The 12,421-nt window shown below is 62.1% G+C and carries 12 protein-coding genes; 2 read left to right on the top strand and 10 right to left on the bottom strand.

Going from position 1 to position 12,421, the window contains the following annotated elements:
* Positions 1-78: 78 nt before the first annotated feature.
* The 8 genes from E4T63_RS17150 to E4T63_RS17115 form a co-directional block, all read right to left on the bottom strand.
* Positions 79-1,362: an NAD(P)/FAD-dependent oxidoreductase gene (locus E4T63_RS17150; protein ID WP_135296104.1), complete on the bottom strand. Its 1,284-nt coding sequence runs from the start codon at positions 1,360-1,362 to the stop codon at positions 79-81.
* Positions 1,363-1,512: 150 nt separating this feature from the next.
* Positions 1,513-2,877: a glutamine synthetase family protein gene (locus tag E4T63_RS17145; RefSeq protein ID WP_135296103.1), complete on the bottom strand. Its 1,365-nt coding sequence runs from the start codon at positions 2,875-2,877 to the stop codon at positions 1,513-1,515.
* A 465-nt stretch (positions 2,878-3,342) separates the two neighbouring features.
* A complete protein-coding gene (gene chrA, locus E4T63_RS17140) occupies positions 3,343-4,686 on the bottom strand; it encodes a chromate efflux transporter (RefSeq protein ID WP_135296102.1) in 1,344 nt (447 codons plus the stop codon).
* Positions 4,687-4,926: 240 nt separating this feature from the next.
* Positions 4,927-5,388 (bottom strand): molybdopterin synthase catalytic subunit MoaE, encoded by a 462-nt coding sequence (moaE, locus tag E4T63_RS17135; RefSeq protein WP_047601716.1) that lies wholly within the window; start codon positions 5,386-5,388, stop codon positions 4,927-4,929.
* 2 nt (positions 5,389-5,390) lie between these two features.
* Positions 5,391-5,642, bottom strand: coding sequence for a MoaD/ThiS family protein (locus tag E4T63_RS17130; RefSeq protein WP_027611705.1), 252 nt, complete (start codon positions 5,640-5,642; stop codon positions 5,391-5,393).
* A complete protein-coding gene (gene moaC / locus E4T63_RS17125; RefSeq protein WP_047601713.1) occupies positions 5,639-6,124 on the bottom strand; it encodes a cyclic pyranopterin monophosphate synthase MoaC in 486 nt (161 codons plus the stop codon). Before moaC ends, E4T63_RS17130 begins: the two co-directional genes overlap by 4 nt.
* Complete coding sequence (fdhD, locus tag E4T63_RS17120) at positions 6,121-6,966, bottom strand: formate dehydrogenase accessory sulfurtransferase FdhD (RefSeq protein WP_135296101.1); 846 nt, start codon at positions 6,964-6,966, stop codon at positions 6,121-6,123. The genes moaC and fdhD overlap by 4 nt, the downstream gene beginning before the upstream one ends.
* 242 nt (positions 6,967-7,208) lie before the next feature.
* Positions 7,209-8,108, bottom strand: a complete 900-nt coding sequence (locus E4T63_RS17115) for a LysR family transcriptional regulator (protein ID WP_098964452.1) — start codon at positions 8,106-8,108, stop codon at positions 7,209-7,211.
* A 285-nt stretch (positions 8,109-8,393) separates the two neighbouring features.
* Here E4T63_RS17115 and moaB point away from each other — a divergent pair, with 285 nt between their 5' ends.
* Both moaB and E4T63_RS17105 read left to right on the top strand, forming a co-directional pair.
* Positions 8,394-8,933: a molybdenum cofactor biosynthesis protein B gene (gene moaB / locus E4T63_RS17110; protein ID WP_027611709.1), complete on the top strand. Its 540-nt coding sequence runs from the start codon at positions 8,394-8,396 to the stop codon at positions 8,931-8,933.
* Positions 8,930-10,135: a molybdopterin molybdotransferase MoeA gene (locus E4T63_RS17105; RefSeq protein WP_135296100.1), complete on the top strand. Its 1,206-nt coding sequence runs from the start codon at positions 8,930-8,932 to the stop codon at positions 10,133-10,135. The genes moaB and E4T63_RS17105 overlap by 4 nt, the downstream gene beginning before the upstream one ends.
* 160 nt (positions 10,136-10,295) lie before the next feature.
* Here the strand turns inward: E4T63_RS17105 and E4T63_RS17095 are convergent, their stop codons facing one another.
* On the bottom strand, positions 10,296-11,195 hold the full coding sequence (locus E4T63_RS17095; RefSeq protein ID WP_135296099.1) for a bestrophin family protein: 900 nt from the start codon (positions 11,193-11,195) through the stop codon (positions 10,296-10,298).
* 35 nt (positions 11,196-11,230) lie between these two features.
* Positions 11,231-12,229 (bottom strand): GTP 3',8-cyclase MoaA, encoded by a 999-nt coding sequence (moaA, locus tag E4T63_RS17090; protein ID WP_096796449.1) that lies wholly within the window; start codon positions 12,227-12,229, stop codon positions 11,231-11,233.
* Positions 12,230-12,421: the final 192 nt, after the last annotated feature.

Here is a 12,421-nt window from a genome sequence, read left to right as displayed (position 1 = left end):
TCGCGAGCAGCCTCGCTCTCACATTTGGAACGCGTTTCCCTTGTAGGAGTGAGCCTGCTCGCGATGGGGCCGGTGCGGTCAACGCAACTTTTCAAGCATCTGGTAATACCACATCCCCGCCGCCAGCAGCGGATTGCCCAGCAAATCCCCCATCGGCACCCGAATATGCTGGCACTGCGCAAAGGTGTCGAACTGTTCCATCTGCCCGGTGATCGCGCGGCTCATGATTTCGCCCATGATGTGGGTGGTGGCGATGCCGTGTCCGGAATAACCCTGGCAATACCAGACGTTGTCCGAGAGCTTGCCCAGTTGCGGGATGCGGTTGATCACGATGCCCATCGCGCAGCTCCACTGGTAGTCGATCTGCACCCCTTTGAGCGCCGGGAAGGTCTGCTCGATGCACGGGCGCAGTTCGGCGGCGATGTCCCGTGAATCCTTGCCGCTGTAGTTGGCGCCGCCGCCGAACAGCAGGCGCCCGTCGGCCGTGAGGCGGTAGTAGTCGAGGACGAAACGGCAGTCGTACACCGCGAGGTCTTCGGGGTTGATCTGCCGCGCCAGATCGCCCAGCGGCGCGGTGGTGACGATGCCGCCCATGGCCGGGAAAATCTTGCCCTTGAGCTGGCCCGGTTCGAGCTTGTGATAAACGTCGCCGGCGAGCATCACCTGATTGGCGTCGATCTGGCCGTGGGCGGTGCGCACCCCTGGCGTCTTGCCGTGAATGATCTCCAGCACCTCACTGTTCTCGAAGATCAAGGCACCAAGACTTTCCGCCGCCCGCGCTTCGCCGATGCACAGGTTGAGCGGGTGCAGGTGCATATTGCGGGTGTTCTTGATTGCGCCGTGGTAGAGGTCGCTTTGCAGCAGGTCGCGCACTTGGCTGCGGTCGAGCAGACTGACTTCATCACCCAGGCCGCGGCGCACGGCTTCGTCGTAATCCTGGCGCAAACCGTCCATGTGACTTGGCTTGTAGGCGGCGTGCAGATGGCCGTGTTTGAGGTCGCACTGGATGCCGTACTTCTCGACCCGCTGCCGGATGATTTGATGACCGCGCCAGCGCAGGTGCCAGATGAAATCGTCGACTTCATCACCGAGTTTCGGGCGCATCTGTTTGCGCATTGCACCGTCGCCGGAGAGGCTGCCGGTGACTTGTCCGCCATTGCGTCCGGTGGCGCCCCAGCCGATCTTGTGGCTTTCGACGATGGCGACTTTCAGGCCTTTTTCGGCGAGTTCGACGGCGGTGGCAACGCCAGTGAAACCGCCGCCGATGATCACCACATCAACCTGGTGCCGGCCCTGCAGGGTCGGGTAGTCGGTGTCCTGGTTGAGGGTGGCGGTGTAGTAGGAATTGCAGCGTTGGCTCATGTCGGTGTCCACACAAAATTCGGGAGTCAGGGTGCAATCCCCTGTGGGAGCGGGCTTGCTCGCGAATGCGGTGGGTCAGTCACTGAAATATTGACTGTGCCGACGCCTTCGCGAGCAAGCCCGCTCCCACAGGGGGGATGGTGTGAGGCTTCAGGCTTCGGTCAGATACCAGCGCCAATCCTGTTCACCTACCTCGGCCATGAACTGCCGGTACTCGGCACGCTTCACCGCCAGATACACCCCGAGAAATTCCTGGCCCAGGGCATCCCGTGCCCACACCGAATTTTCCAGCGCCTGCAGCGACGTCAGCCAGTCGGTCGGCAGCAATTCCTTGGCTTGTGCATAGCCGTTGCCCTCGACCGGTGCGCCCGGATCCAGATCCTCGCGGATGCCACGATGGATCCCGGCAAGGATCGCTGCCGCCGCCAGATACGGGTTGGCGTCGGCGCCGCAGATGCGGTGTTCGATGTGCCGGGTGTTGGCCGGGCCGCCCGGTACGCGCAGGCTGACGGTGCGGTTGTCGACGCCCCAGGTCGGCGCCAAAGGCGCATAGCTGTTGGCCTGGAAGCGGCGGTAGGAGTTGGCGTTGGGGCAGAACAGCAGCAGCGAATCGAGCAGCGAGGCGAGCATGCCGCCAATCGCGGTGCGCAGCAGCGGCGTACCGGCCGGGTCTTCGGAAGCAAATAGATTGCGCCCTTCGGCATCGGCGAGGCTGACGTGCATGTGCATCCCGGTGCCAGCCAGATCATCGAACGGCTTGGCCATGAACGTCGCTTGCATGCCGTGCTTGTGCGCCACCGCTTTGACCAGACGTTTGTAGCGCACCGCCTGATCCATCGCGAGCAACGCGTCGCCGTGTTCGAGGGTGATTTCCACCTGGCCCGGGGCGTATTCCGAGATCGCCGTGCGCGCCGGAATGCCGTGCAGTTTGCAGGCGCCGTAGAGGTCGGCGAGGAACGGTTCGATCTGCTCCAGTTCACGCAAACCGTAGACCTGGGTGTGTCGCGGTCGGCCACCGTCGGCGTCCAGCGCCGGTTGCGGGCGACCGTTGTGATCGCGTTTGGCGTCGAGCAGATAAAACTCCAGCTCGCAGGCCATCACCGGGTGAAAACCCTCGGCCTTGAGGCCGTCGATCACCTTGATCAGCAGATGCCGCGGGTCGGCGATGCTCGCCGGCATTCCCTCGCTCGGGTGCATGCTGACCTGCACCGCTGCGGTCGGAATCTGCCGCCACGGCAGGCGCACCAGACTGCCTTCGAGCGGGTAGGCGCGGCAGTCGATGTCGCCGACGTCCCACACCAGCCCGGAGTTTTCCACGTCTTCGCCCTGCACGGTCAGGCCGAGAATGGTGCTGGGCAGCGGGCGACCGCTTTCGTATACGGCGAGCAGTTCCTCGCGGTGCAACAGCTTTCCCCGTGGCACGCCGTTGGCGTCGAGGATGAACAGCTCGATCATGTCGATATCGGGGTTCTGTTCCAGGAACAGGCGTGCGTCTTCGATGGCTGCGAATTTCATGGTCAATCACTCACGATGGCGCCGCATGGGCGCGCAGGATCGGGCCGGACGCGTTAAGAGCGTCCCGGCAGGGATATCAAATGGAGATCAGTCAGGCGTGACACAGAACCTGTGAGGACTGCTGCGCAGTCCATCGGGGATAAATCCCCTCACTACAGTCATGCATCCATCGTTTTTGTTGACTGAGAGAGTCAGCAGGCGATATCCGGCGGGCGTGCGGAGTGACGCAGCTTGGAACGGCGCAGGGCCATGGGGAGATTGACGATGCGATTCATGCGCGGCCCCTGTGACAGAGGGCGCACACAGCGGAGACGTTCAACCTTTCTGGTTGTTGTGGTGACGTGCTCATAACGCGTGTTTCCGTTGGCGGAAAACGTCGGTGGCGGGGCAGGCCCGCCGACCGGTGTGCCCGGATAGTAAGGGGGAATTCGCGGGCGTGTAAACGGGAGATTCGCAGGCCAGGATTCAGCGCATCAGATGAAAGCCCAGCCCGGCAAGGGCGCAAACGATCAACACTTCGATCACCCCGCGTTTGAAAATGAACAGCGCCAACGCCGCCAGCAGCGCCAGCCCGATCGAAAACAGATCCGCGTGCCCGGCAAATCCGTTGGGCCAGAACACGTGATAGGCGAAGAAACACGCCAGGTTCAGAATCACTCCGACCACTGCCGCAGTGATCGCGGTCAGCGGTGCGGTGAACTTCAGTTCGTTGTGCGTTGATTCCACCAACGGCCCGCCAGCGAGGATGAACAGGAACGAGGGCAGGAAGGTGAACCAGGTCACCAGCGTCGCCGCCAGTGCGCCCGCGGCGAACGCATGTTCCGCGCCGAACGCCGGTTGCACGTAACCGCCGATGAAACCGACAAACGCCACCACCATGATCAACGGCCCGGGCGTGGTTTCGCCGAGGGCGAGGCCGTCGATCATCTGCGTCGGCGTCAGCCAGCCGTAGTGCCCGACCGCGCCCTGATAGACGTAGGGCAACACCGCGTAAGCGCCACCAAACGTCAGCAACGCGGCCTTGGTGAAGAACCAGCCCATTTGCGTGAAGGTGCCATCCCAGCCGAACAGCGCGGTCAGCAGGCCCATCGGTAAACACCACAGCGCTGCGCCAACCAGCAGCAGACGCCACAGTTTCGGCAGGCTGAATCGCGCATGCTCAGGTGTCGGCGTGTCGTCATCGATCAGCGCCGGGCCGAAGGATTCGGCACTGCTGCGCTGCCCGCCATTGTTGAAGCGCTGTGGCGCCAGGCGTCCGCCAAAATAGCCGAGCAACGCTGCACCGAGGACGATCAGCGGGAACGGCAGATTGAAGGCAAAGATCGCCACGAATGACGCCCCGGCGATCGCCCACAGCCAACTGTTTTTCAGCGCCCGCGAGCCGATACGGTGCGCGGCGTGCAAGACGATCGCGGTCACCGCCGGTTTGATTCCGTAGAAGATCCCGGCCACCACCGGCACATCACCGAACGCGATGTACAGCCACGACAGCGCAATCAGGATGAACAACGACGGCAGCACGAACAGCGCCCCGGCGATCACCCCGCCCCAGGTGCGATGCAACAGCCAGCCAATATAGGTCGCCAGTTGCTGGGCTTCGGGGCCGGGCAGCAACATGCAGTAGTTGAGTGCATGCAGAAAGCGCCGCTCGGAGATCCAGCGCCTGCGCTCGACCAGTTCCTGATGCATGATCGCGATCTGCCCGGCCGGGCCGCCGAAACCGATGCAGCCGAGCTTGAGCCAGAAGCGCCAGGCCTGGCGCAGGGTGACGGGAGCGGGGCGGGGCAGGTTGTTGGGCGCTGTGCTCAAACGAAACTCCGGAGTTTAATCCTGGCGGAGTGGCTATCTAATCAGACTTTCAACCCTCACCCCAGCCCTCTCCCAGAGGGAGAGGGGGCCGACCGAGGTGTCTGGCGTCATCCATCGACCTGAGAGATCGAGTCGATTATGGATTCAGAGCCAATCTTTCAATTCGGTGAATTTCTTCAATATTCCCCAATCAGTCCCCTCTCCCTCGGGGAGAGGGCTAGGGTGAGGGGCTCTTGATCTTCAGGCATGCGCCAGACTCCAGCGCAGCGCCGCATTCTGATCACTCTCCCGCGCCTCGACCCAATGCGAACCCTGCGCCGTGCTCTCGCGCTTCCAGAACGGCGCGCGGGTCTTGAGCACATCCATGATGAACGCGCAGGCTTCGAACGCCATGTGCCGGTGCTTGCTGCTGACGCCAACAAACACGATCGGCTCGCTGACCGCCAGCGCGCCGACCCGATGCACAATCTCCACACCCAGCAGCGGCCAGCGCTCGCGCGCCTCGTCGGCGATCTGTTCGAGGGCTTTTTCGGTCATGCCCGGATAGTGCTCGAGAAACAGCTCGTTCACGCTCTGGCCAATGTTCAGATCACGCACATAGCCGATGAAATTCACCACCGCGCCGACCCGTGGATTGCGCGCATGCAGGTCGGCGGTCAACTGGCCGACGTCGAAGCTTTTGTACTGGACTCGAACCGTCATGCTCAGCCCCCGGTGACCGGTGGGAAAAACGCGATCTCGTCGAAGTCTTCGATCGCCGCGCTCGGTTGGCACAGCTCTTGGTTCAACGCACACATCAGGTTGCCGGCGCCAAGCACTTCGCGCCATTCCTCACCACGGGCCATGAGCATCTGCCGCACGTCCTCGATGCAGTTCAGGTCGTCGCTCAGGGGGATTTTTTCCCCGCCCAGATTGAGGCGATCACGGTAGCTGGCGAAGTAGTTGATCAGGATCATTGCGCGTTCTCCCATTGAAAATGCCCGGAGCGTCCGCCCTGTTTGCTCAGCAGGCGGATGTCGCCGATGACCATGGCCCGGTCCACCGCTTTGCACATGTCGTAAATGGTCAGCGCCGCGACGCTGGCGGCGGTCAGGGCTTCAAGTTCGACGCCGGTCTGGCCGGTGAGGCGGCAGGTGCTGGTGATCTGCACGCGGTCCGGTTCGCAGGCCTTGAGTTCAACGTGAATCGAGCTGAGCAGCAGCGCATGGCATAGCGGGATCAGTTCGTGGGTGCGTTTGGCCGCCTGGATTCCGGCGATGCGCGCCACGGCGAAAACGTCGCCCTTGGGGTGACCGTTGGCCTGGATCATCTGCAGCGTTTCCGGGCGCATCTGCACCCAGGCTTGCGCCGTCGCTTCGCGGCGAGTCGCGGCTTTGTCGCTGACATCGACCATGTTGGCGCGGCCCTGATCGTCGAGGTGGGTGAGGGTGTTGCTCATGGCGAAAGCTCCTGGATCGGGCTGTAGATTCGGGGGGCGTTGCGGTGCGGCACATGGATCAGATTGAGCCGATGCTTGAGCGCCCAGCGCACGGTCAACGCGGTGGGGGCGGACAGGCTGACAAGGGTGCCGAGGCGGGCGCGCACGGCTTTGTGGATCAGCTCCAGGCTGCAACGGCTGGTGACCACCACGAAGCCCTGGCGCGCATCGACGTCAGCGATTTGCATCGCGCCGATCAGCTTGTCGAGGGCGTTGTGCCGGCCAATGTCTTCGCGGCACAACAGCGCCTCACCGCTGGCATCGAAGTACAGCGCCGCGTGCAGGGCGCCGCTGCTGCGGGCCAGTTGCTGAGCCTGTTCAATACGCTGGCGGATGCCATCGAAATGCGCGGCCGGCGGCAGGGCGCAGGGTTGCAGAATCTGCAGTTGCGGCAACGCCTGCTCCAGCGCCTCGACGCCACAGATGCCGCAGCCGCTGGTGCCGGCCATCTGCCGACGATGATCTTTCAGCGCCCAGAAGGCCCGACTGGAAATCTGCATGTCGGCCTGGCAGGCCTGATCGAAATGCGTCAGATGGATATCGTAGATCTCGTCGACGCTGTCGATGATCGCGTTGCTCAGGCTGAAGCCCCGGATGAAATCTTCAAGGTTGCCGGGCGAGACCATCATCACCGCCTGGCTCAGGCCGTTGAAGGTGATCGCCAGGGCGATCTCCGCGGCCAGGGCGACGTGCGAGAGCGGGGCGTACGGCAGGTATTCGCGAAACGCCACCTGTGAGGGTTGCGGGGCGGGGGCGTTGGGTTCGGTGTTTGGTTCGGTGTTGGATTCGACGTGGCAGAGCATCTTGAGAGTTCCGAAGCGCTGAAGTGAATTCAGGCTACGGGGGAGTCAAAAGTGCGTCCAATCGCTTGTTCTGATCTGGTGATTGGGTGGGTCGATCACCGCTGTCATATCCGAATGTGTATTCGCTGGGCGGGCCTCTTCGCGAGCAAGCCCGCTCCCACATTTGAAATGCATTCAACCTGTGGGAGCGGGCTTGCTCGCGAAGGCGGCCAAGCGTCCAACAGCAATGTCTGGATAGTCACTCAAACAACCGGCACCTCACCCCCAAACATTTTCCGCGCCTCGGCAAAACACTTCTCGGCTATCGCCGAACGCGGCTCGGTCTTGCGCATTACCAGCCCCAGCGGCGCCAGCACGCTGGCATCCGGCAGTTGCATGAACGACAGGTGTTCGATCGGCTCTTCCAGCCCGCTGTCCAGCGGCATGATCGAGCAGCAGAAGCCCTGGTGAATCGCCTGCAGCAATTGATACGTCGAATCGCTTTCCAGGATCGGCTGCGGATTCAGCCCGCGACTGCGGAAGCTCAGGTCGATGGATTTGCGGTAATGCATGCCGGTGGTGATCATCCCCAGCGGCAGTTCGGCGGCGTCTTCCCAGCTCATTTCCGAGCCTTCGAAATGGTAGTGACGGTTGTCGTAAAGCAGACCGACGCGGGTTTCGCCGATTTCGAAAAAGTCGAAATAGTTCGGGTTGACGTGGTCCAGATAACACACGCCAAGGTCCAGTTGATTGTTGCCCAAACCGGCGATGATCTCGTCGGAACTCCCCGACGACAGGCTGAATTTCAGCTCCGGATAGGTCCCGGACAAACTCTGAATGTAATTGACCGGGTTGAAATTGCTGAGCGGCACCAGACCCAGGCGCAAGCTGCCGACCAGTTGCCCGCGGCACGCCGCAGCTTCGGCGAACAGGCCGTCATGCGCTGCCAGCAGTGTGCGCGCCCAAGCCAGCACCCGTTCGCCGGCCTGGGTGAAACCCTCGAAGCGCTGACCGCGATTGACCAGCACCAGATCCAGCTCATCTTCCAGATTGCGCAGACGCATCGACAGGGTCGGCTGGGTGATGTGGCAGCGGGCGGCGGCCTGGCCGAAGTGTCGGGTTTCGTCCAGTGCGATCAGGAACTTGAGTTGTTTGATGTCCACGAAGGCACCTGCTCGTTGAGAAATTGGATTGAGTATTGACGCAGATGCGCGCAGCGCACGGAAAACGCGAGGTGTGACGATCTCACCTGCCTGTATCTGCGTCCAATCGGAAGAATTGAAAAGCCTATCGATCAGCTCTATCGCCCATGGTTTCAAAGGCGTTGGCCGAGGTCAACGGCGCCGATAGAGCAGCTCGATAATGTGGTTGGCCAGAGTGATTAGACAGTACTCATAAGTGGCACTTAGGCTGCTTGGCAATCTGATTGACTACTGCCGGAGATTCCCATGAGTGCGAAAGCGGATGCCCTGTTTGTTCCCCTGAACATAGCCGTACTGACCGTCAGCGATACTCGCGATTATGCGAGCGACACGTCGGGCCAATTGCTGGTCAGCCGCTTGCTGGAGGCCGGTCATACCTTGAGCGAACGCAACCTGCTCAAGGATGACCTGTACAAGATCCGCGCCCAGGTCGCGCACTGGATTGCCGACGACAGCATTCAGGTGGTGCTGATCACCGGCGGCACTGGTTTCACCGGGCGCGACAGCACGCCGGAAGCGGTGGCCTGTCTGCTCGACAAGCAGATCGACGGGTTTGGCGAGTTGTTCCGCGCCATTTCGATTCTCGACATCGGCACCTCGACCGTGCAAAGCCGCGCGCTGGCCGGGCTGTCCAACGGCACGCTGGTGTGCTGCCTGCCGGGTTCGACCGGTGCCTGTCGCACAGCGTGGGAAGGTATCCTCGCCGAGCAACTGGATAACCGCCATCGCCCGTGCAACTTTGTGCCGCACCTCAAATCAGTCGCTGCCTGTGGGCCGCGCGGATGAGCAAGGCAGGGTTGATGCCGGTCGAGGACGCCCTCGACCAGTTGCTCGGCATGGCCAATGAGCAACGTCTGGCCGATAGCGAAATTCTGCCGCTCGACGAGGCACGTGGGCGGGTGCTGGCCAGTGATCTGGTCGCCTCGCTCGACTTGCCGCCGTGGCCGAATAGCGCCATGGACGGTTATGCCTTGAACCTGGCCGATCTGCATCGTCAGCCGCTGAAGGTGTCGCAGAAGGTCTACGCCGGTCTGGCACCGGACGCGCTATTGCCCGGCACCTGCGCGCGGATCTTTACCGGCGCACCGTTGCCACCTGGCGCTACCTGCGTCGAGATGCAGGAGAACGTCGAAGTACTCGAGGACGGCCGCGTACGCTTTTTGCAGCCGCTGAAAGCGGGGCAGAACATTCGCGCGCAGGGTCAGGAAAACCGCGTCGGCGACATCCTGCTGCGTGCCGGCAAACGCCTCGGGCCGTTCGAACTGGCGGTCGCCGCCGGGCAGGGGCTGGCACAGTTGCACGTGGTGCGGCGCCCGCGCGTGGCGCTGCTGTCCACCGGTGACGAACTGGTCGAGCCGGGCCTGCCGCTGCGTCCCGGCAGCATCTACAACAGCAATCGTGTGCTGCTCGGCCACTGGCTGAAGGAACTGGGCTGCGAGGTGATCGACGCCGGGATCCTCCCGGATCGTCCGGCGCAGACGCGGCTCAAACTTGAGCAACTGCAAGTGGCGGCTGACCTGATCCTGACCACCGGTGGTGTGTCTGCCGGCGATGCCGATTGCCTTGGGCAGGTGCTGCGCGAGGACGGCAAACCGCTGCTGTGGAAGTTGGCGATCAAGCCTGGCAAACCGCTGACCGTGGGCCATTTCGGCACGGTGCCGGTGATTGGCCTGCCGGGCAATCCGACCTCGGCGCTGGTGACCTTCGGCCTGCTGGCGCGGCCGTACCTGCTGCGCATTCAGGGCGTGGAAGAGGTCATGCCGTTGAGCTTCACGGTGAATGCCGGGTTCGCCTGGAACAAGGCGGGCAGCCGTCGAGAGTATCTGCGGGTGCGGCTGGAGGCGGGGCGCGCGGTGTTGTATCCGAACCAGAGTTCCGGCGTTTTGCTCGGAGCGACCTGGGCCGATGGGCTGGTGGAGGTGCCGGAAAACAGCACCCACGGCATTGGCGATCCTCTGCGTTTCATTCCCTTCAGCGAACTGTTCTGACCCCGACACACATCCGAATGTGGGATGATCAGCCATTCTGCGGGGTGTACCTGGAACCTGTAGGAGCGAGCCTGCTCGCGAAGGCGGCGGCACAGTCAATATCTTCACTGACTGGTCGACCGCTATCGCGAGCAGGCTCACTCCTACAGAGGGAACGAGCTCAGCTCAGCACATAGTCCACCGGCAGCAACATCGGCGGCAGGTCGGTTTCGCCCAGTTCGCTGAGAATGTCACGCTCGATAGTGCGCACCAGCGAGTCAGTCGCCAAATCGTTTTCGTCGCGGCCGAACGGGTCTTCCAGTTCATCGGCAATCGCATCCAGACCAAAGAACGTGTAGCTGACAATCGCCGTGAACAGCGGGGTCAGCCAGCCCAGCGGTTCGGCCATGGCGAACGGCAGCAGGATGCAGAACAGGTAAATCGTGCGGTGCAGCAGCAAGGTGTAGGGGAAGGGCAGCGGGGTGTTCTTGATCCGCTCGCACACCGCTTGTGCCTGAGTCAGGCTGGTCAGGTGATTGGCCAGCAGCATGTAGCGCCACTCGCTCAGTTCACCGCTTTGATGCATATCCGAACATTGCTGGCCGACCTGCTGCAGAATCCGTCCACTGTAGTCCGGCACCTGCGCATTGTGTTGCGGGGTGATCCACTTGCTGCTGGCCGCCGCTTCGCTTTCCCGGCGCAATCGCGCATTCAGCGCATGAGCAAACCCGCAGAGGTTGAGCAGCAACGGCTTGCGCTGCGCCGATTCGCGGATGACATGGGTTTCGCGAATCACCGAACGGATGTGCACCAGCACATCGCCCCAGGCCTTGCGCGCTTCATACCAGCGGTCGTAGCAGGCGTTGTTGCGAAAATTCATGAAGATCGACAGTGACAGCCCGAGCAGGGTGAACGGCGTGGCGTTGACCTTGGTGAAGTTGCTCGGATGGAGCATTTCAATCAGCACGATGGCAGAAGCCAGCAGGGTGACCATCAGAGTGCGCAGGGCGATACGTTTGGCGATCGAACCCTTGAGGGTGAAGAGGATGGCGAATTGGTTGACCTTGGGTCTGATGATCATGCTGGGCGATCCCGGTTACGCAGGGTGAGGGCGGCTCAGCCGCCGGTCATGTTCATGAAGCGCACGACCTGAACGTCGTCGTTCACTTCGAAATTGTGCCGATACGGCTTGAGTTTCATCGCTTCGATTATGGCCTTCTCCAGCCGCTCTGGTTGCCCCGGATGAGCGCGCAGCACGGCTTTGAGATCCACCGAATGCTCGTTACCCAGACACAGTAGCAGGCGCCCTTCGACGGTCAGCCGCACCCGGTTGCAGGTGCCGCAAAAATTGTGGCTGTGCGGCGAGATGAAACCCAGACGAATGTCCGGTGCTTCGGCCAGCCGCCAGTAGCGCGACGGGCCCTGGGTCGACTCGGCGGAGTCGATCAGGGTGTAGCGCTCGGCGATTTTTTCGCGCACCTGGGCGCTGGAGAAAAACGACTCGGCGCGGCTGTGTTCGCTGATGATCCCCAGCGGCATTTCCTCGATGAAGGAGACGTCGAGCTGGCGGTCGATGGCAAAGCTCACCAGATCGTTGATCTCCTGATCGTTGCGCCCCTGCATCACCACCACGTTGAGTTTGGTGCGGGTGAAACCGGCCTTGCGTGCCGCATCGATGCCGCTGATCACCTGCGCCAGATCACCGGTGCGGGTCATTTGCTTGAAACGATCCGGGTCGAGGCTGTCGAGGCTGATGTTCAGCCGCTTGACCCCGGCGTCGAACAACGGCGCGGCGAGTTTGCCCAGCTGCGAGCCATTGGTGGTCATGCACAGTTCACGCAGGCCGGGCAGGGCGGCGATCTGCTCGCACAGCTTGACCACGCCCGGACGAATCAGCGGCTCGCCGCCGGTCAGGCGAATCTTGCGCGTGCCCAGCGCCACGAAGCTCTGCGCCAGTTGATAGATCTCCTCCAGCGTCAGCACTTGCTGGCGTGGCAGAAACTGCATGTCCTCGGCCATGCAATACACGCAGCGGAAGTCGCAGCGGTCGGTGACCGACATGCGCAGATAGTCGACGCGGCGGTTGTAACCATCGATCAAGACACGCTCTGACATGACAGCCTCGCAGAAGTGGGAAGTCCGCATGGACGGAACCGGTTAGCGCAGACTATGGGCAACTTCAGATCTCGTCCAATCACTGTTTATGACTGCTTGATTGAGCGCGTCGATGATCAATTATTTTCTCTGGAAAGTTACCGCTTTAGTTTCGCAACGTCCCGTAAGTAAAAGGTTTTTCGCCGTGATAGA

The sequence above is a fragment of the Pseudomonas fluorescens genome (assembly GCF_004683905.1).
GTDB classification, from domain to species: Bacteria; Pseudomonadota; Gammaproteobacteria; order Pseudomonadales; family Pseudomonadaceae; genus Aquipseudomonas; species Aquipseudomonas putida_A.
The sequence above is the reverse complement of the archived record's forward strand: the minus strand, read 5'-3'. Positions and strand labels throughout refer to the sequence as shown.